18 protein-coding genes are annotated in these 18,484 nt (G+C 55.2%); 4 read left to right on the forward strand and 14 right to left on the reverse strand.

The window, feature by feature from the left end; genetic code table 11:
• Window positions 1–57: 57 nt before the first annotated feature.
• Window positions 58–1,662, reverse strand: a complete 1,605-nt coding sequence (gene mqo, locus OMR58_RS21830) for a malate dehydrogenase (quinone) (protein ID WP_444861336.1) — start codon at window positions 1,660–1,662, stop codon at window positions 58–60.
• A 312-nt stretch (window positions 1,663–1,974) separates the two neighbouring features.
• Window positions 1,975–2,430: a carboxymuconolactone decarboxylase family protein gene (locus OMR58_RS21835; RefSeq protein WP_200562185.1), complete on the reverse strand. Its 456-nt coding sequence runs from the start codon at window positions 2,428–2,430 to the stop codon at window positions 1,975–1,977.
• A gap of 92 nt (window positions 2,431–2,522) precedes the next feature.
• Here OMR58_RS21835 and pdxR point away from each other — a divergent pair, with 92 nt between their 5' ends.
• Window positions 2,523–3,962 carry a MocR-like pyridoxine biosynthesis transcription factor PdxR gene (gene pdxR, locus OMR58_RS21840; RefSeq protein WP_200562073.1) on the forward strand — a complete coding sequence of 480 codons (1,440 nt, stop codon included), beginning with the start codon at window positions 2,523–2,525 and terminating at the stop codon, window positions 3,960–3,962.
• 33 nt (window positions 3,963–3,995) lie between these two features.
• Here the strand turns inward: pdxR and tpiA are convergent, their stop codons facing one another.
• Together tpiA and OMR58_RS21850 are read right to left on the reverse strand one after the other, a co-directional pair.
• On the reverse strand, window positions 3,996–4,763 hold the full coding sequence (tpiA, locus tag OMR58_RS21845; RefSeq protein WP_200547462.1) for a triose-phosphate isomerase: 768 nt from the start codon (window positions 4,761–4,763) through the stop codon (window positions 3,996–3,998).
• A gap of 117 nt (window positions 4,764–4,880) precedes the next feature.
• Window positions 4,881–5,474 carry a YiiQ family protein gene (locus OMR58_RS21850; protein WP_200547518.1) on the reverse strand — a complete coding sequence of 198 codons (594 nt, stop codon included), beginning with the start codon at window positions 5,472–5,474 and terminating at the stop codon, window positions 4,881–4,883.
• An 89-nt stretch (window positions 5,475–5,563) separates the two neighbouring features.
• On the opposite strand from OMR58_RS21850, the gene OMR58_RS21855 reads away from it, so the two are divergent.
• Window positions 5,564–5,998 carry a DUF805 domain-containing protein gene (locus OMR58_RS21855; RefSeq protein WP_105594481.1) on the forward strand — a complete coding sequence of 145 codons (435 nt, stop codon included), beginning with the start codon at window positions 5,564–5,566 and terminating at the stop codon, window positions 5,996–5,998.
• Here the strand turns inward: OMR58_RS21855 and fpr are convergent, their stop codons facing one another.
• On the reverse strand, window positions 5,999–6,745 hold the full coding sequence (fpr, locus tag OMR58_RS21860; protein ID WP_200547461.1) for a ferredoxin--NADP(+) reductase: 747 nt from the start codon (window positions 6,743–6,745) through the stop codon (window positions 5,999–6,001).
• Between the two features lie 308 nt (window positions 6,746–7,053).
• Here fpr and emrD point away from each other — a divergent pair, with 308 nt between their 5' ends.
• Window positions 7,054–8,232, forward strand: coding sequence for a multidrug efflux MFS transporter EmrD (emrD, locus tag OMR58_RS21865; RefSeq protein WP_264546907.1), 1,179 nt, complete (start codon window positions 7,054–7,056; stop codon window positions 8,230–8,232).
• A gap of 54 nt (window positions 8,233–8,286) precedes the next feature.
• Here emrD and glpX read toward each other — a convergent pair whose 3' ends face one another.
• The 3 genes from glpX to OMR58_RS21880 form a co-directional block, all read right to left on the reverse strand.
• Complete coding sequence (gene glpX / locus OMR58_RS21870; RefSeq protein WP_200547996.1) at window positions 8,287–9,297, reverse strand: class II fructose-bisphosphatase; 1,011 nt, start codon at window positions 9,295–9,297, stop codon at window positions 8,287–8,289.
• A gap of 93 nt (window positions 9,298–9,390) precedes the next feature.
• Window positions 9,391–10,902, reverse strand: a complete 1,512-nt coding sequence (gene glpK, locus OMR58_RS21875; protein WP_200547995.1) for a glycerol kinase GlpK — start codon at window positions 10,900–10,902, stop codon at window positions 9,391–9,393.
• Window positions 10,903–10,956: 54 nt separating this feature from the next.
• Window positions 10,957–11,799: an MIP/aquaporin family protein gene (locus tag OMR58_RS21880; protein ID WP_105594486.1), complete on the reverse strand. Its 843-nt coding sequence runs from the start codon at window positions 11,797–11,799 to the stop codon at window positions 10,957–10,959.
• A gap of 445 nt (window positions 11,800–12,244) precedes the next feature.
• On the opposite strand from OMR58_RS21880, the gene zapB reads away from it, so the two are divergent.
• Complete coding sequence (gene zapB, locus OMR58_RS21885) at window positions 12,245–12,484, forward strand: cell division protein ZapB (protein ID WP_105594487.1); 240 nt, start codon at window positions 12,245–12,247, stop codon at window positions 12,482–12,484.
• Window positions 12,485–12,550: 66 nt separating this feature from the next.
• Here the strand turns inward: zapB and rraA are convergent, their stop codons facing one another.
• The 6 genes from rraA to cytR form a co-directional block, all read right to left on the reverse strand.
• The gene (rraA, locus tag OMR58_RS21890; RefSeq protein ID WP_105594488.1) at window positions 12,551–13,036 is read right to left on the reverse strand and encodes a ribonuclease E activity regulator RraA; all 486 of its coding nucleotides are present in this window, start codon (window positions 13,034–13,036) and stop codon (window positions 12,551–12,553) included.
• Window positions 13,037–13,142: 106 nt separating this feature from the next.
• Window positions 13,143–14,072 (reverse strand): 1,4-dihydroxy-2-naphthoate polyprenyltransferase, encoded by a 930-nt coding sequence (locus tag OMR58_RS21895; protein ID WP_264546908.1) that lies wholly within the window; start codon window positions 14,070–14,072, stop codon window positions 13,143–13,145.
• Between the two features lie 171 nt (window positions 14,073–14,243).
• Complete coding sequence (gene hslU, locus OMR58_RS21900) at window positions 14,244–15,575, reverse strand: HslU--HslV peptidase ATPase subunit (protein WP_200547993.1); 1,332 nt, start codon at window positions 15,573–15,575, stop codon at window positions 14,244–14,246.
• A gap of 11 nt (window positions 15,576–15,586) precedes the next feature.
• On the reverse strand, window positions 15,587–16,117 hold the full coding sequence (gene hslV, locus OMR58_RS21905) for an ATP-dependent protease subunit HslV (protein ID WP_105594491.1): 531 nt from the start codon (window positions 16,115–16,117) through the stop codon (window positions 15,587–15,589).
• A 90-nt stretch (window positions 16,118–16,207) separates the two neighbouring features.
• A complete protein-coding gene (gene ftsN / locus OMR58_RS21910; protein ID WP_264546909.1) occupies window positions 16,208–17,215 on the reverse strand; it encodes a cell division protein FtsN in 1,008 nt (335 codons plus the stop codon).
• 172 nt (window positions 17,216–17,387) lie between these two features.
• A complete protein-coding gene (gene cytR / locus OMR58_RS21915; RefSeq protein WP_105594493.1) occupies window positions 17,388–18,425 on the reverse strand; it encodes a DNA-binding transcriptional regulator CytR in 1,038 nt (345 codons plus the stop codon).
• Window positions 18,426–18,484 lie beyond the last annotated feature (59 nt).

Genomic DNA, 18,484 nt, shown 5'->3' on the forward strand with positions numbered 1-18,484 from the left:
CCGCCTTTTTTTCGTTTTCAAATCGCCCGTGGACGCATGGGTTTCCCCATCCTGCGATTACTTACCGACGACTTCCGCCGCCTGCTCGCTGTTTTCATCATTGGCAGAGGTCATTGGCGCGTAGTCCAGCTGCAGGATGCGGCTGGTGTCCGCCAGCTCTTTCTCCGTCGCGGCCACGTTGCCGTTCAGCTTCTGGCCATAGAACGGAATAATCGCCTTCAGTTTGCTCTGCCAGTCTGATGATGCCATCTGCTCTTTGAACACTTTGCTCATCAGGTCCAGCATGATCGGTGCCGCCGTTGAGGCACCCGGCGATGCGCCCAGCAGTGCGGAAATGGTGCCATCCTGCGAGGTGACCACTTCGGTGCCCAGTTTCAGCACGCCGCCTTTTTTGGCATCTTTCTCAATGATCTGTACGCGCTGACCGGCTTTCACCAGCCGCCAGTCCTCTTTACGCGCGTCCGGGAAGTATTCGCACAGTGCCTTGTGGCGATCGTCAGGGCTGAGCAGCACCTGACCGACCAGATATTTCACCAGATCGAAGTTATCCATCCCCACGCGCATCATCGGCATCAGGTTCGATGGCGTAATAGAGCCAAACATATCCCACAGGGAACCCTGCTTGAGGAACTTGGTGGAGAAGGTAGCAAATGGACCGAACAGCAGCACCGGCTTGCCGTCCAGCGTGCGGGCATCCAGGTGCGGAACGGACATCGGCGGTGCACCAACGGACGCTTTGCCGTACACCTTCGCCAGATGGCGCTTCACCACTTCCGGGTTTTCGCTAACGAGGAACTCGCCACCTACCGGGAAGCCTGCATAGTTTTTCATTTCAGGAATTGCGGATTCCTGTAACAGCGTCAGCGCTGCACCACCGGCACCGATAAAGACATATTTGGCGCGAATGGTGTCCTGCTTGCCGTCGTTGTTCAGATCGGCCACGGTCACGTTCCAGCTGCCGTCGCTGTTGCGGTGAACCTTGCGCACTTCGTGGCGATTTTTCAGGCTGAAGTTCGGGTTCTTCTTCAGCGAGGTGACCAGCTGGCGGGTGACTTCACCGAAGTTGACGTCGGTGCCGATAGGAATACGGGTAGCGGCAACTTTCTGCCCCTGCTCGCGGCCTTCCATCACCAGCGGCACCCACTGTTTAATTTGTTCAGCGTCTTCTGAGTACTCCATACCGCGGAACAGGCTGCAGTTTTGCAGCGCCGCGTAGCGACGTTTCAGGAAGCTGACGTTATCGTCGCCCCAGACAAAACTGATATGCGGCACGCTGGTAATGAAGCTGCGCGGATCGCGCAATACGCCACGTTCAACCTGGTGTGCCCAGAAACGGCGGGAAATCTGGAACGCTTCGTTAATTTCTACTGCTTTCTTAATGTCGATCGATCCATCGGCATTTTCCGGAGTGTAATTCAGTTCCATCAGCGCTGAGTGTCCCGTACCGGCATTATTCCAGCCGTTGGAACTCTCTTCGGCGACTGCATCGAGACGCTCTACCATGCTGATGCGCCAGTTCGGCTCCAGCTCTTGCAGGTAGGTACCAAGGGTGGCGCTCATCACTCCACCACCGATCAGTAAGACATCAACGTGCTTCTCGTCTTCTACAGCGGCTTTACTGGTCAAACCCAGACCCGCCAGAAGTACTGCCATTTTACGCATGAGGATACATCTCCGTATGCTGAATTAATTCAACATGTTAAGCAGGTAAAACAGACCCGATATATCTCTGAACCAGTGAAGTTATTGCGCTAATTCAGGAATGCTAAAAGATTCCACCCGCATTTTTTGCTGCAAGTTTAATCACTTTTAGGAAGTATCAGAAATATACCATTGTTACGGGCTAATTAAAAAAGTGTTTAAAGATTAAAAATGAGAATGATTCATGAGCGGAAATTAGTAACATTTATACGGGCCGTTGAGCGGCCCGCAATACCAGCAGAAGATGAGGGGTAAATGGCTGAGAAGGATGGATTAATTACGAGGAGCGCTGTCTGGAAGCTTGCGGTGGCTTATGGCCAGACGGTTATAAGCATTCATTAAACCGATAGCAATTGTCATATCGGTAATCGCTTTTTCGCTAAATTCTTTTTGTATCAGGGCATACACCTCGTCCGGTGCGTTGGTCTGCGCAATCAGGGTCAGGGATTCGGCCCAGGCCAGTGCCGCCTGCTCATTGCTGGAAAACCAGTTGCCTGCTTCACGCCAGACCTGGGTGAGCACAATTTTGTCCCACGGCATCCCCTCTTTGTGTAACGCTTTAGTGTGCATGTCGATGCAGTATGCGCAGCCGTTAATTTGTGAGACGCGCAGGAAAATCAGTTCGATAATGCTCATCGGCACGCCGCACTGCGCGACATAACCATAGACGCCGCCCAGCGCCTTCATTCCGACTGGGGAAGTGGCGTTAAAATCAATACGTTCACTCATATTTGTGTCTCCAAAGACAGGGGGACTGGCGTGAATGATCGACAGCATTTGCTGCTGATGGCTATTTTCATCGGTTTGATGGGGCAATAAAAGTGCCAGGAATTGACAAAAACAGTGGTCCATCTGCCGTGCAGACGGCGGAACATATTGGCCTGCAGCGCTACGCCGATCGTTCGCTGACGGAGCAGATCCGTACCGGGATGGCGCAGGCGATTGCGGAAGGTCGCCTCCCGGCGGGATCGCGCGTGCCCTCGTGCCGCGATCTGGCGGTTGCGCTGGGCGTTGCGCGCGGTACGGTGCGTGCGGCCTACGATATGCTGGTAGACAGCCAGCTGCTGGTGGCTCGTGGCGCAGCGGGCACCTGGGTCAGTGCCGTGCTGCCCGCCGCCCGTGCGATACCGCCGAAAGCACCGGTGCTGGCCCCGCTGGCGGATGTGGTCCATGCCTTTGACGTGGTGCCAATGACTTTCCAGATGGGTGCTCCTGCCAGCGATGCTTTTCCGGCCAAAGTCTGGTCGCGTATTCTGGCCCGCCACGTTCGGGAGATTGCCGGAGGCGCAACGGGGTATGCCGATCCGCGCGGCAGCCTGGCGCTGCGTCAGGAGCTGGTGAGCTATCTGTCACTGGCGCGCGGTATCCGCTGCCAGGCCTCGCAGGTCATTATCACCAATGGCTATACCGGTGCGCTGGGCATTATCTGCCTGGCGTTGGGGCTGCACGGTTCGCGTGCCTGGAGTGAAGATCCGGGTTATTTGCTGGCTCGTCGTGCACTGAACCTGGCCGGAATCGAGGCGATACCGGTGCCGGTAGATGAGCAGGGAATTTCCGTTGCGGACGGTATACGGCTGGCGGACGACGCCCGCGTGGCATTGGTAACGCCGGGGCAGCAGTCACCGCTCGGCGTGACATTATCGCTTGCGCGCCGCGGCGAGCTGCTGGCCTGGGCGCGGCGGCAGGATAGCTGGGTTATCGAAGATGATTATCTTGGCGAACTGCAATTGCAGGGGCGGGCGGCTCCTGCCCTCGCTGCGCTGGATGCAGAGCGAGTGCTGCATATTGGCACGTTCAGTAAAACGCTCAGCCCGGCGCTGCGTATGGGATATCTGGTGGTGCCGGACGCGCTGGCCGGGCATTTCGCGGAAACGGTGGCGCTGCTGGCGCCGGCATCGTCATCCGTTCTGCATAACGCGGTGGCGGAATTTCTGCACGATGGGCACTACATGCGCCATCTGCGTCGGATGAAACGCCTGTATGCCGCCCGACTCAGCGAGCTGCTACAGGCGCTTGAGCCGCATTTTACACAGCTGTCGCGTGCGGCACTGGCGGTGATTATTCCTCTGCCGCAGGGCACGCGCGATGTACAGATTGCAAAGGCGGCGCTGGCGTACGGCATGGCACCGTCACCGCTGTCGGTGTGGTATCAGGATAAGGCGGCTTATTGCGGGCTGGTGTTGGGGGTGACTAATTTGCCGGAAGGCGGTTTTGCCGCGAGTGCGGCCAGGCTGAAGGCGCTGGTGGAGGAGTTTGGCTAAAACTATCCCTGCCCCGAAGGGCAGGGATGAGGATCAGGCTTTTTTCGCTGCGGCAGCGGCTTTCACGATAACCGCGAACGCGTCAGCTTTCAGCGATGCACCGCCAACCAGCGCGCCGTCGATGTCCGGCTGGCCGAACAGCTCTGCTGCGTTTTTATCGTTAACGGAACCGCCGTACTGGATAATAACCTGTGCAGCCACGGTCGCATCCTGCTTCGCGATGTGGTCACGGATGAACTTGTGTACCGCCTGTGCCTGCTCAGGGGTAGCTGATTTGCCGGTACCGATGGCCCATACTGGCTCATAGGCGATAACCGCGCCGTTGAAGGCTTCAGCGCCCTGAGTTTTCAGCACGGCATCGATCTGACGAGCGCAAACTTCTTCAGTTTTGCCCGCTTCGTTTTCAGCGTCGGTTTCACCGATGCACAGAACCGGCACCAGACCTGCCGCTTTCACGATAGCGAACTTTTTAGCAATGAATTCGTCGCTCTCTGCGTGATAGGTACGACGCTCAGAGTGACCGATAATGATGTAGTGCGCACCGATATCTTTCAGCATGTCGGCAGAGGTTTCGCCGGTAAACGCGCCTGACAGATTCACGTCAACGTTCTGCGCACCCAGTACGATATGGCTACCAGAAATGGCATGTTTTGCCTGATCCAGATAGATCGCCGGTGGGGCAATTGCCACGCCACAACCGTCAACACCGCTCAGTTCGTTACGCAGACCGGCGATCAGCTCATTGACCATGTGCTTGCTACCGTTCAGTTTCCAGTTACCCATCACTAATGGATGTCGCATTGTATCCTCCACGCTTAGAGAGTATTAAAGCTGCCGGCAGGCAGCGTTGTCTGCCGACAGTATAGAGATCAAATATGCGAAAGGCTTTGCTTTTCGTCATCGTTTGCATGAATCGATTCAGGGGGTAGCGAGAGCCAGTTTTAGCGGTTCGATCGCGAAAGTAAGCCCCTTTTCGCCGTTATCCGCCACAATGTAGCGCAACGCCCCCTCCGACTGCTGGTAATATCGCGAATTCTTGCCTTTCGCCAGCAGATCGTTCACCCGTTTCTGGCTTTGTTCATCGCTGAGCATCGGTTCAAAGAACCGCACAAAGGCCGTCATATAGGCCAGTGCCTTTTCCCGCGCGGCTTTCTGTTCTGGCCCGGGGATGGGGAGCCAGGTGATCTGCAGCGTTTTGATCTTCCCGCTGCCGTGCTCAAGCGCCGTGGAAGCGTAAAGATTTTCGTTGATCTTACTAGCGGCACGGGTCAGATTGCTTTTATCATCGGGTGTGTCAATTGCGCGATATTCACCTAACGGTAACGTTGCGTTGGCAGCATTATATTTTTCACGAAACTGGCCAATGGTCATATCAAAGGTTGGGGCCCCCATTTGCAGATAGGGTGCCGCAGGCATATGTTCTGCCCGGTCCTGAGGATCGGGATCGGCTTTTGCTGTAGCGATGTTCAGTGTGGTCAGCAGGATAATCGCTGCCCAGATCGCTTGATTCATTTTCATGGCCCTAACCAGTAAACTCTGCTCAAGATTAAAACGGACAATGACTGGAAAAGTCAAAGGGCACCCTGACACTGGGAAAAATAATGACTCTACAACAATGGTGTTTCTCATTTCGTGGCCGTCTCAGGCGGCGGGATTTCTGGATCTGGCAGGTGGTCTGGATACTGCTATTGACGCTGTTGTTTAGTCTTGCCGGTAACGGTTTGATGGATATGCAACTGGCGGCATTTTGCGTGGTGGCGCTGCTGTGGCCGGTCAGCGCAGTGCTGGTGAAACGATTACACGACCGCAACAAGGGCGGCCAGTGGGCGCTGCTGCTGATCCTCGCGTGGATGCTGATGGCCGGTAGCTGGTCGATGCTGCCAGGGGATGCGCAGTGGCTGCTGGGGCGTTTTATCCCCACGTTGATTCTGGTCAGCATGATGGTTGAACTTGGCTTCTTCCGCGGTACGGATGGCGATAACCGTTACGGTAAGACGGCGCAGTATGTGGTGTTCCTGCGCCGTGGAACAGCCTGATTACCAGTAGTGTTCGCTGGTCATGTGGCCCGGTTTACGCTTGAAGTGCTTGCGCATTCCGCGCGTATCTTTCAGCAGCTGCTGGGTGTCTTTTACCATCTCCGGGTTACCGCACAGCATGACGTGGCTCGACTCAGCATCGATTTTCAGGCCAGTTGCGGCCTCCAGCTGGCCGCTGGCAATCAGTGCCGGCACCCTGCCGGTCAGCGAGCCTTCGGCTTCTTCACGACTCACTACCGTTTGAATCTGCAGCTGGCCGTTATAGCGCTGCTGTAGTTGCTGCATCTGCGGCAGATAGCTCAAATCCCGGGCGTAGCGCGCGGCATGAAGCAGTACGATATTCTTAAAGCGATCCAGTCCTTTCCCTTCTTCTAAAATCGACAGATAAGGGCCAATGGCGGTCCCGGTTGCCAGCATCCACAGCGTATCGCATTGCGGAATTTCTTCGATAACAAAAAAGCCCTGAGCGTCCTGGGTAATCATTACCTCATCACCCGGCTTCAGCGCATACAGTAGCGGGCTGAGCTTACCCTCAGGAACCAGCACCAGATAGAACTCAAGATTTTTATTACTCGGTGCATTCACAAAGGAATAGGCGCGAACCACGCGTTCACCGTTAACTTCCAGCGACAGCTTGGCGTACTGGCCAGCGGTAAAGGGGTCGATGGGGGCGGTCACAATGATACTGAACAGGCTTTCCGTCCAGTTCGTCACTTTTTCTACTCGGGCGTTGACCCAGGCGGCCATAACAAACTCCTTAACTCAGTTGCGGCAGGATTGGCTTCTCTGCGGCTATCTTCGTCAGCTGTGAGTGGTTTTTCCAGTTTCCGGCGGCGGTAAAGCTCGTATAAACAAAGTATGCGCACGAATTTACCTTAGCGTAAAAATTGTTTTACAGCCGCGCCCGTTTTTAGTGACAGCCGCAGGTGGCTTATTTTTGGTTCAGTCCTCGCTTTGTCATCCATTCCTGATATTTTCTCCGGCGCTGAGCGTATCCATTTGCCTGATCCTCTGGATACGAAAAATTTTACCGTTATTTATACTGATGTGGCGCGATGAAAAAGATTGAAAATGGACATCTGTTAGTGATGCTGATTGCCCTGCTGGCGGTCGGACAAATGGCGCAGACTATTTATGTTCCGGCGATGTCCACCATTGCGGCGGCATTTAACGTTGGCGATGGTGCCGTTCAGCGGGTAATGGCGGCCTATCTGATGACCTATGGTGCCTCTCAGCTGTTTTATGGCCCGCTCTCGGACAGTATTGGCCGCCGGCCGGTCGTTTTGCTCGGTATGGGGATATTTATCCTCGGTTCGCTGACGGCTTTGCTGGCGCACAGCCTGAACGGGCTGGTGCTGGGGGCGGCGATCCAGGGGCTGGGGACGGGGGTGGCGGGCGTAATGGCACGGACCATGCCGCGCGATCTGTATGAGGGCAGGGCACTGCGCCATGCCAACAGCCTGCTGAATATGGGTATCCTGATAAGCCCGCTGATCGCTCCCCTGATCGGAGCAGGACTGACCCGGCTGTTCGGCTGGCAGGCGTGCTTTGCGTTTCTCCTGCTGCTGTGCCTGATGGTCAGCGGCGCCATTCTGCGATGGATGCCGGAAACACGCCCGCAGACCGTGCAGCCTCGCCCGCTATTTTCACGCTATCGTCCCCTGCTGGCCGACAGCAGCTTTGTACGCTATCTGGTGATTCTTATCGGCGCGCTGGCCGGTATTGCGGTATTTGAAGCCAGCTGCGGCGTATTGATGGGGGGCGTTCTGGGAATGAGCAGCTTCGCCGTCAGTCTGCTGTTTATCCTGCCGCTGCCGGCGGCGTTTTTTGGCGCCTGGTTTGCCGGTAAAAGCGATAAGCCCTTCACCACCATTATGTGGTATGCGGTGAACAGCTGCCTGCTGGCAGGCGTACTGATGTGGCTCCCTGGCTGGCTGGGCGTCATGAATCTGTGGACGCTGATTGTGCCCGCCTCGCTGTTTTTCTTTGGCGCAGGCATGCTGTTTCCGCTGGCCACAACCGGAGCGATGGAGCCCTGGCCCTATATGGCGGGCACCGCCGGAGCGCTGGTCGGTGGGCTGCAGAATCTGGGATCGGGGCTGACTGCCTGGCTTTCTGCGCTGCTGCCGCAAAACGGGCAGTTCAGCCTCGGGATGTTGATGTTTGCGACTTCGCTGTTAATTCTGTTCTGCTGGCTGCCGTTGTCGAAGCGTCCGGAGCCGCAGACCGTTTGACGCTCAACCCGCAACGCCGGAGCCAGCAATCAGCGGCTGGCCCCGGCGAGTGGATTACAGAATAAACGGATGAAGATTGTCGTCTTTACGGTCGAGATAGTGAATGGACTGGATACGGCGAATGGTGCGTGATTTACCGCGGATCAGCAGCGTTTCTGTGGTAGCCATATTGCCTTTCCGGGTGATGCCCTTCAGCAGATCGCCGCTGGTGATACCGGTGGCGGAAAAGATCACGTTATCGTTACGCGCCATCTGATCGAGCAGCAATACTTTCCCGGCATCAATGCCCATTTCATGGCAGCGCTGAACTTCCTGCTCGCCCAGACGACGGTTTTCCGCCGTATCGCCTTTCACCTCATGACGAGCCAGTAAACGGCCCTGCATATCGCCATCCAGCGCGCGGATCACCGCAGCAGAGATTACGCCCTCCGGAGCGCCACCGATACCGTACATCACATCCACTTCACTGTCCGGCATACAGGTAAGAATCGAGGCCGCTACATCGCCATCCGGGAAGGTAAATACGCGTACACCAAGCTGCTGGAGGCGGGCAATCACCGCATCGTGGCGCGGCTTGGCCAGCAGCGTGACGGTCAGCTCGCTGAGCGGCTTGTCGAGCGCGGCAGCAATGCGCTGCAGGTTCTCTTCCAGCGGAAGGTTCAGGTCGATAGCGCCTTTCGCGCCGGGGCCGACAACCAGCTTTTCCATATACATATCGGGGGCATGCAGGAAGGTGCCTTTATCGCCGACCGCCAGCACCGCCAGTGCGTTCGCCTGGCCCAGAGCCGTCATACGCGTACCTTCGATCGGATCAACGGCAATATCCACTGCATCGCCATTGCCGCTGCCCACTTTTTCGCTGATGTACAGCATCGGCGCTTCATCAATTTCCCCTTCGCCAATCACGATCTGACCGTCAATATCCACCTTGTTGAGCATAATGCGCATGGCGTGTACCGCCGCGCCATCGGCCGCATTTTTATCGCCGCGCCCCAGCCATTTATAGCCAGCCAGCGCCGCCGCTTCGGTTACGCGTGAAAATTCAATTGCCAGTTCTCGTTTCATGACGTGCCTCGGAAAAGTGATGAGGCGGGAAGTTTATCACAGGCGGGGAGGGGAGGAGGTGCCCGCAGTCGGCGACTGCGGGCGGGTAAATCCTTAGTTGTCCTGATCTTCCCACGCCTGAGCGCGGGCAACGGCTTTCTTCCAGCCCGCGTAAAGCACGTTACGCTGGGTGGTTTCGATGCCAGGGCGGAATTCACGCTCGATAACCGACTTGGCGCGAACCTCTTCCAGATCCTGCCAGAAGCCTACCGCCAGTCCTGCCAGATACGCCGCACCCAGCGCGGTCACTTCACGGACTTCCGGGCGCTCAACGCGGGTCCCCAGGATATCCGACTGGAACTGCATCAGGAAGTTATTGGCAACGGCACCGCCGTCCACGCGCAGCGACTGCAGGCGGGTATTGGCGTCATTCTGCATCGCTTCCAGCACGTCGCGAGTTTGATAGGCGATCGACTCCAGCGTGGCGCGAATAATGTGGTTGGCATTTGCGCCACGGGTCAGACCGAAGATCGCGCCGCGTGCATACGGGTCCCAGTAAGGAGCACCCAGGCCGGTAAAGGCCGGAACCATATAGACGCCGTTGGAATCCTTCACCTTGGTAGCAAAATATTCTGAATCAGCAGAATCGCTGATCAGCTTCATCTCGTCACGCAGCCACTGAATGGATGCACCACCGATAAATACGGCACCTTCCAGTGCATAGTTCACTTCACCGCGTGGACCGCAGGCGATGGTGGTCAGCAGGCCGTGGGTTGAGGTCACCGCTTCTTTACCGGTGTTCATCAGCATAAAGCAGCCGGTGCCGTAGGTATTTTTTGCCATACCCGGCTGCACGCAAAGCTGACCGTACAGAGCAGCCTGCTGATCGCCAGCGATACCGGCGATGGGAATACGGGTACCGCCTTTACCACCGATGTTGGTCTGGCCGTACACTTCTGAAGAAGATTTAACTTCTGGCAGCATTTCACGCGGGATGTCGAGGATTTCCAGCATGCGCTGATCCCACTCCAGCTTGTGAATGTTAAACATCATGGTGCGCGAGGCGTTAGTGAAGTCGGTGATGTGCACCCGTCCCTGCGTCATTTTCCACACCAGCCAGGAATCGACGGTGCCGAACAGCAGCTCGCCACGGCGGGCACGCTCACGTGAACCTTCTACATGATCGAGTATCCACTTCACTTTGGTCCCGGAGAAGTACGGGTTAATCACCAGACCGGTGGTGTGCTGGATGTACTCTTCCAGGCCTTCTTTCTTCAGTTTTGCACAGTAATCTGCGGTACGCGGGTCCTGCCAAACGATGGCGTTATAGATTGGCTTACCGGTTTCTTTATCCCAGACGATGGTGGTTTCGCGCTGGTTGGTGATACCAATGGCGGCGATCTCATCAGAACGGATGTCCGCGTGTGCCAACACTTCAACCAGGGTTGAACTTTGTGACGCCCAGATATCCATCGGATCATGCTCAACCCAGCCCGCTTTCGGATAAATTTGCTGGAATTCGCGCTGCGACACGGCAACGATGTTGGAATCATGATCCAGAATTACCGCACGTGAGCTGGTAGTTCCCTGGTCGAGTGCGACGATATATTTTTTTTCTACGGTCATAATGTCTTCCTGATGAGTTCGAGAGTTATACCCGCCGAAGCGGGTATAGCAGGATTACGCTTTACGCTGTGCAGCGCGTTGCACCACTTCATCCTTTTTTACCGCAGTCTGGCCCGGCAGATTGCGGCCAATCAGAGAACGGTAGCCAAATGCGCCAACGATTGCACCGAGCATCGGTCCGAAGATTGGCACGAGGAAATAAGGAATATCGCGACCGCCGGTGAAGGCCATACTGCCCCAGCCTGCGAGTGATGCGAACAGCTTAGGACCGAAATCACGCGCCGGGTTCAGAGCAAATCCAGTCAGCGGGCCCATTGCTGCACCAATCACGGCAATCAGCAGACCGATCAACAGCGGTGCCAGAGGCCCGCGCGGAAGACCGTTGCCGTCATCGGTCAGGGCCATAATCAGCGCCATCATTACGGCGGTAATCACGGCTTCAACCAGGAACGCCTGCCCCACGCTGATATGCGGGTTTGGATAGGTTGAGAACACGCCAGCGACATCCAGGCTTTCTACGCTACCGCGTACCAGCTGATGAGTCTGTTCGTAGTCGAGGAATAAATTGTAGTAGAGCCCATACACCAGCGCAGCCGCGCAGAACGCGCCGGCTATCTGAGAAATGATGTAGGGGAGCAATTTACGTCCTTCAAAATTGGCAAATAACCACAGGGCAATACTGACAGCAGGATTCAGATGCGCACCGGAGATGCCCGCGCTGAGGTAGACCGCCATGGCAACGGCGACACCCCACACGATGCTGACTTCCCACTGGCCAAAAGCGGCACCAGCGAGTTTTAACGCAGCGACACAGCCTGCACCAAAGAAGAGGATGGTCGCGGTGCCAAGAAACTCGGCGATGCATTGTCCTTTAAGTGTGCTTGTTGCATGACTCATGTTGAAATTCCTGAAGGCGAGTTAAGAGTTTACTATCATCGTTTTTCTCATTCCCTGAGCCGCCCAAGTCTTTTGTAGGGCTGATGTGAATTTATCGTTAACGAGCATAAACGAGAAATAGCGAAATCAAAAGTTGTGTACTGCGTCATAAAAATGAGCGAATTCGCGTATTTCAGGGGGCTTAAAATCACTGTACTGCGCGTTTAAGCGGTAACGAAATGCGCAATTCATTAACCTCGGCCCCACCTTATTGCGTGAATATGTTACGCAAACCAGGTCTACGCTGAAAATTGTTACAGACTGCACCCCAACAGGCTTAGCTGCTGGACTTGCTATGCGCGTCTACTTACAATCGAAGAATCGTTGTTATCCGCGGAATGTCGGTTCACTCCTTATCCCTGCGGCTAGCATCATCAGCGCCCTGCGATTAGGAGAGGTTATAGATATGTCATTTGAAGTATTCGAGAAACTGGAAGCAAAAGTGCAGCAGGCGATTGATACCATCACGCTGTTGCAGATGGAGATCGAAGAGCTTAAAGAACAGAACGGAAATCTGAATCAGCAAATTCAACATGCTGCTGGTAATAGCGAAGCGCTGGTGCGTGAAAACCAGCAGCTAAAGGAAGAGCAGCATGTGTGGCAGGATCGCCTGCGTGCGCTGCTGGGTAAAATGGAAGAAGTGTAAGACTTCACTTTTTATTAAAGTGAGTCTGCAGAGAGCGGGTGCCAGCGGCACCCGTTTTTGTATCCGTTATTCGAGATCGAGCGGGTCTTCAGACAGGATCATACCGGTGTTATCGGCGTAGAGATGATCGCCAGAGAAGAAGGTAACGCCACCGAAATTAACGCGCACATCGCTTTCACCAATCCCTTCTCCGGCAGCGCCGGCAGGAATGGCAGCAATCGCCTGAATACCGATGTCCAGCTCTTCCAGGTCGTCTACCTGGCGCACTGAGCCGTAGACCACGATGCCTTCCCATTCATTCTGTACTGCCAGCCTTGCCAGTGCGGCATCAACCAGCGCACGACGCACGGAACCGCCGCCGTCAACCAGCAGTATCCGGCCCCGGCCGTTTTCCTCCAGCAAATCATAAAGCAGACCGTTGTCCTCGAAACATTTTACCGTAATGATTTGCCCACCAAACGAGGTGCGGCCACCAAAGTTTGAGAAGAGCGGTTCAACGACATTCACGTCTTCGTGATAGATGTCGCACAGTTCTGAGGTATCGTATTTCATAGGGATTTCGTCTGTTTGCTACAGGGAGCTTAAGTATATCGCTTAATCGTCACTGTTGGCAAAATCATCAATTGTTAAAAGTTACGATGGGTCAAGTACATCGCGATTAGCTCAACAGCAGTCCAATGGCAAACAGCACGTTGATCAACAGCGCCGTTTTGACCGTTCTGACCAACAGCGGGCGCATTGCCATTGCGCTGGATTCATGTATGACATAACGCGTCTGCTGCCAGATAAGGGGCACCGCCAGCAGGAAAAGCCAGCCGAAGGGCTGCGGATTATTCATCAGTGTAAACAGCGTGAAGCTGGCTATCGCGCCCGCCAACAGCAGGACATGATAGTGCCGCGCGCGCCGTGGGCCGAGGCGAACTGCCAGGGTAAATTTACCGTTTTGGCGATCGTTTTCGATATCGCGCATATTGTTGGCGTTAAGCACCGCCGTTGCCATCAGACCACAGCCGGTGGCGGGCAGCAGTGGTAGCAAATTAAATTGGTGAGTTTGCAGATACCAGCTGCCGATAACGCCAAGCCAGCCAAAGAAAATCATCACCGATACGTCACCCAGGCCAAGATAGCCGTAGGGTTTTCTGCCCACCGTATAGGCGATAGCGGCAACGATTGCCAGTGCGCCAAGCAACAGAAAGCCCAGCATGTCGCTCAGGGTTTTGCAGGACCTTATCAGCAGCATAATACCGCTCAGCATTGATAGTGCCACGGCGAGAGCCATTGCCATTCGCATCTGCTGCTGGGTTATTGCCCCTTTTTGCATACCGCGCAGAGGGCCAATACGCGCCGGCGTATCGCTGCCTTTTACCGCATCGCCATAGTCGTTTGCCAGATTAGAGAGGATTTGCAGCAGCACGGTGGTTAACAGTGCCAGCAGTGCCGTCGTGAGATTGAATGAACCCTGCCACCACGCCAGCGCGCTGCCGGTAATTATCGATGCGCAGGCCAGCGGGAGCGTGCGCGGGCGCAAACTCTCAATCCATGCCTGTGGGTGACTGATTGGGGTAGCCAGCTGGCTGTTGTCGGTCATAGGCAGGCCTCTGCTCTGATTGGCGGGTCCGGAAAAGCCGGATCAACGTTTTAGAAGCAGTGTAAGGCGCTTAGTGCCCCCAGGAATTAACCCTGGTCAAGTTGGCTGGAAATTTAACCAAAAAAAACGAGGGCCATATACTGGCCCCCGTAGTACGGCAGTTCACCGTCGTTACAGAATAAAGCGGCTCAGATCTTCGTCTGCAACCAGTTCATCCAGATGCTTACTGACATACTCGGCATCGATGGTGATCGACTGACCGTTCAGATCGCTGGCGTCATAGGAGATTTCCTCCATCAGGCGCTCCAGTACGGTATGCAGGCGGCGTGCACCGATATTCTCAGCAGTTTCGTTCACCTGCCAGGCGGCGGCGGCAATTTTGCTGATGCCGTCTTCGGTAAAGTTAATATCCACGCCTTCAGTACCCATCAGTGCTTTGTACTGCACGGTGATCGACGCGCTCGGTTCCGTCAGGATACGTTCGAAGTCATGCGTGGTAAGCGCCTGTAACTCAACGCGGATCGGCAGGCGTCCCTGAAGCTCAGGGATCAGGTCTGACGGGCTGGCAACCTGGAATGCACCCGAGGCGATAAACAGAATGTGGTCAGTTTTCACCATGCCGTGCTTGGTAGAAACGGTACAACCTTCTACCAGCGGCAGCAGATCGCGTTGAACACCTTCGCGGGAAACGTCAGGACCTGAGGATTCGCCGCGCTTACAGACTTTGTCGATCTCGTCGATAAACACAATACCGTGCTGCTCTACGGCTTCGATGGCATCCTGCTTAAGTTCTTCCGGATTAACCAGCTTGGCGGCTTCTTCTTCCACCAGCAGCTTCATCGCATCTTTGATTTTCAGCTTACGCGGCTTCTGCTTCTGGCCGCCGATATTCTGGAACATCGATTGCAGCTGGCTGGTCATCTCTTCCATGCCCGGAGGTGCCATAATTTCAACACCGGCGGAAACAGCGGCCAGATCGATTTCGATTTCTTTATCGTCAAGCTGGCCTTCGCGCAGTTTCTTGCGGAAAGACTGGCGTGCGGCAGATGGCTCAGCAGGCGCTTCCGCCTGGCCCCAGTTGTTTTTAGCCGGGGGAATCAGCACGTCAAGAATGCGGTCTTCTGCCATTTCTTCAGCGCGGTAGCGATTTTTTTCAATCGCCTGGGAGCGAACCATTTTAATCGCCGAGTCGGTCAGATCGCGGATGATCGAATCCACTTCTTTACCTACATAGCCCACTTCGGTGAATTTAGTGGCTTCCACTTTGATGAATGGCGCATTGGCCAGTTTTGCCAGGCGACGGGCAATTTCGGTTTTACCGACGCCGGTTGGGCCAATCATCAGAATATTTTTTGGCGTGACTTCATGGCGCAGCTCTTCGTCCAGCTGCATACGGCGCCAGCGGTTACGCAGGGCAATCGCCACAGCGCGCTTGGCGCCGTCCTGGCCGATGATGAATCTGTTCAGTTCGCTGACGATTTCGCGCGGGGTCATTTCAGACATAAATTGGGTCCTTACGCTTTAGACGCTAATTCTTCGATGGTGAGGTTGTGGTTGGTATAGATGCAGATATCACCTGCAATACCCAGCGCTTTCTCCACAATATCGCGCGCGCCAATGTCAGTGTTTTCCAGTAATGCACGAGCGGCTGCCTGTGCGTAAGGTCCACCTGAACCGATGGCAATCAAATCGTTTTCTGGCTGGATAACGTCACCGTTGCCGGTAATGATCAGCGAGGCATTTTCATCGGCGACGGCCAGCAGTGCTTCAAGCTTGCGCAGCATACGGTCGGTGCGCCAGTCTTTTGCCAGCTCAACCGCGGCTTTCACCAGGTGGCCCTGGTGCATTTCCAGTTTGCGTTCAAATAGTTCGAAAAGGGTGAAAGCATCTGCGGTACCGCCAGCAAAACCGGCAATGACTTTGTCATTGTAGAGACGACGCACTTTTTTAACGTTGCCTTTCATTACGGTATTACCGAGGGTAGCCTGGCCATCGCCGCCAATTACTACCTGGCCGTTGCGTCGTACACTTACTATTGTTGTCACGGGCGGACCCCTTGTTGCAGTTGGTGAGGTCCCCGCACTTTTCGTGCGGGGACACTGATGCAATCTGATATGGGGCGGCTTTTAGGGGTTTCAACCCCCAATGGCGAGAGGAATGCAATTTGAGTGGCCGGAACCACGAAGATTTTTCAGCGCGCTATCAGCGGCGGCACGGTTGCCATACGGACCAATCACCACGCGGTTCCAGCCGCCGCCGGTGGTAATGCGGCTTTCGAAACCTTCAAAGGCCAGCGCTGCACGAACGGACTCCGCCTGGTCAGTTCCTTTGAAGGAACCACACTGCACCATCCAACGCTGCTGCTTCTCTTTTTCGGCTTCTTTAGGCTTCGTTTCAGCTTTTGGCTGAGCAGCAACTTCCTGCTGCCGTGCTGGTTCACGGGTGACAGGGGTTATCGGTGCCGGTTTCTGCTGAGCCTGGTTTTGCTGCTGCGCGGCTCGCTCGGTCTGTTGCGTCTGCTGCTGGGTTCGCACCTGCTGCTGATTTTGCTGTACCGGCTGGGCCTGCTGCGTTCTTGCAGGTTGCTGATATGCCTGCACCGGTTGGTTTTGCTGGGTTCTTACCGGCTGCTGCTGAACCTGCTGCGGCATACGTGACTGCTGCTGTAGCTGATTCTGACGCTGTATGGTCTGCTGGCGTTGAGCTGGGGTTTGCTCATTCCACGGCACCTCATTCAGCTGGGTTGGCTGCTGACGCATATCGGCCTGCATTTGCTCCAGCAGCTGCCTCTGTTCGTTAGTCAGCTGTGTCTGCGAATGGGCTTCACCGCCGGATGAAGGTTCTGTCGGCGTAGGCACACCTATCTGGCGATTTTCTAACTCTTTGATATAGCGCCAGCGTTCCTCGGGTTTCGGCGGCAGGCCGTTACCGGTGGCTTTATGATCGGTGATGACGGGGGTGTCTTCTTTTTTATGATGCGCAATAAACCACAAACCACCGACAAAGGTGACGAGGACTGCAACGGCCAGCATGGTCATAAACTTTGATACGCCTGAGCCACCGCTGCGCTTTTTACTGCGACTGTTGGTCTTGCGACGCGTCCCTGTCGAACGCCCGCGGCCTACATAATCTTTTTGTGCCACTATCGTTCCGTTAATAATCAATGAAAGAAGACCGGGCAAAATCGCGATGGGCACCCGGCTACAGCCCGTCATGTTACTTAAGGGTCGGAAGTTTGACCAGCGGCGATCTTACTAAGAATCCGCTGATTTTGCGCCAGGTCGCAGTTGGCGAAAATCACCATTACACAATATGTTAATCTTCATCGCGCAGTGAGGGTGCCGTACTACCGCGGATTTTTAACTCAAAATCCAGTAGACGAGAGCCAACATTTACCATCCGCCCCTGAAGCTGTTCCAGCAAGAGTAGCATCGCTTCGCGCCCAATGTTAAATCGCGGCTGCGCAACGGTGGTCAGCTGCGGATCGCTGTAGCGTGATAACTCTATGTCATCAAAGCCAATAATAGACAGATCCTTTGGGATTTTCAGGCCCATATTCTTCGCCTGCGACATCGCGCCCAGCGCCATGATGTCGCTGTGGCAGAACAGGGCATCGGGTGGTTTTGGCAGCGCCATCAGCTTTTTCATCGCCTGCGTCCCGGCGTCAAAAGTAAAATCACCGCGCACGATATACTGGGGGTCCACGCTCATGCCGCTGCGGCGCAAGGCCTGAATATAGCCCTGCAGGCGATACTGACACAGTGGCATATCTTCCGGTCCTGATATGCAGGCGATACGGCGGTGGCCCAGCTTTTGCAGATGGTTCACCGCTTCGAACGCGGCGGTCAGGTTGTCGATATGCACGGTGGGCAGTTCAAGCTCTGGTGCAAATTCGTTGGCCATCACCATCGGCGGCAGGTTGCGTTGTTCTTCCAGTCCGGCTTCAAAAGGTAGCTGCGATCCCAGCAGTACCATGCCGTCGATTTGACGCGTCAGCATTAAATTCAGAAACGATTTTTCCTGCTGATTCTGGTGGGCGCAGTCGCCAATCAGAACCAGATAGCCCTGATCTGCGGCAACAACCTCGATCCCGCGAATCATTTCACTAAAAAACGGGTCGCAGATATCCGGCACGATAACCAGAATAGTCCGTGATTCGCTACGCCTGGCGCTGCGCGTCATTGAATGCGGGGAATAACCGACGGCAATCACCGCCTGTTCAACTTTACTGCGTGTCGCGGCGGAGACCTTTTCCGGGTTCATCAGGGCACGGGAGACCGTTGCCGTTGATACGCCTGCTTTTTCAGCTACGTCCTTCATGGTCGCTGCTGTTGTCTCTTGATTGTGCTCCAACGCTTTTCTCCTCACGCCAGCCGAAGCTGACCTGACTAACGGGTGATAATGTGCTCTTT

It is taken from the genome of Erwinia sp. INIA01 (genome assembly GCF_025947915.1).
Taxonomy (GTDB): domain Bacteria; phylum Pseudomonadota; class Gammaproteobacteria; order Enterobacterales; family Enterobacteriaceae; genus Erwinia; species Erwinia coffeiphila.

What these genes read in the sequence shown, in the direction of transcription:
- tpiA (WP_200547462.1), bottom strand. Translation starts at nt 4,763, where the DNA reads ATGCGACATCCATTAGTGATGGGTAACTGGAAACTGAACGGTAGCAAG.
- mqo (WP_444861336.1), bottom strand. Translation starts at nt 1,662, where the DNA reads ATGCGTAAAATGGCAGTACTTCTGGCGGGTCTGGGTTTGACCAGTAAA.
- glpX (WP_200547996.1), bottom strand. Translation starts at nt 9,297, where the DNA reads ATGAAACGAGAACTGGCAATTGAATTTTCACGCGTAACCGAAGCGGCG.
- OMR58_RS21855 (WP_105594481.1), top strand. Translation starts at nt 5,564, where the DNA reads ATGACTCTACAACAATGGTGTTTCTCATTTCGTGGCCGTCTCAGGCGG.
- zapB (WP_105594487.1), top strand. Translation starts at nt 12,245, where the DNA reads ATGTCATTTGAAGTATTCGAGAAACTGGAAGCAAAAGTGCAGCAGGCG.
- hslU (WP_200547993.1), bottom strand. Translation starts at nt 15,575, where the DNA reads ATGTCTGAAATGACCCCGCGCGAAATCGTCAGCGAACTGAACAGATTC.
- OMR58_RS21850 (WP_200547518.1), bottom strand. Translation starts at nt 5,474, where the DNA reads ATGAATCAAGCGATCTGGGCAGCGATTATCCTGCTGACCACACTGAAC.
- fpr (WP_200547461.1), bottom strand. Translation starts at nt 6,745, where the DNA reads ATGGCCGCCTGGGTCAACGCCCGAGTAGAAAAAGTGACGAACTGGACG.
- rraA (WP_105594488.1), bottom strand. Translation starts at nt 13,036, where the DNA reads ATGAAATACGATACCTCAGAACTGTGCGACATCTATCACGAAGACGTG.
- emrD (WP_264546907.1), top strand. Translation starts at nt 7,054, where the DNA reads ATGAAAAAGATTGAAAATGGACATCTGTTAGTGATGCTGATTGCCCTG.
- OMR58_RS21895 (WP_264546908.1), bottom strand. Translation starts at nt 14,072, where the DNA reads ATGACCGACAACAGCCAGCTGGCTACCCCAATCAGTCACCCACAGGCA.
- OMR58_RS21835 (WP_200562185.1), bottom strand. Translation starts at nt 2,430, where the DNA reads ATGAGTGAACGTATTGATTTTAACGCCACTTCCCCAGTCGGAATGAAG.
- OMR58_RS21880 (WP_105594486.1), bottom strand. Translation starts at nt 11,799, where the DNA reads ATGAGTCATGCAACAAGCACACTTAAAGGACAATGCATCGCCGAGTTT.
- glpK (WP_200547995.1), bottom strand. Translation starts at nt 10,902, where the DNA reads ATGACCGTAGAAAAAAAATATATCGTCGCACTCGACCAGGGAACTACC.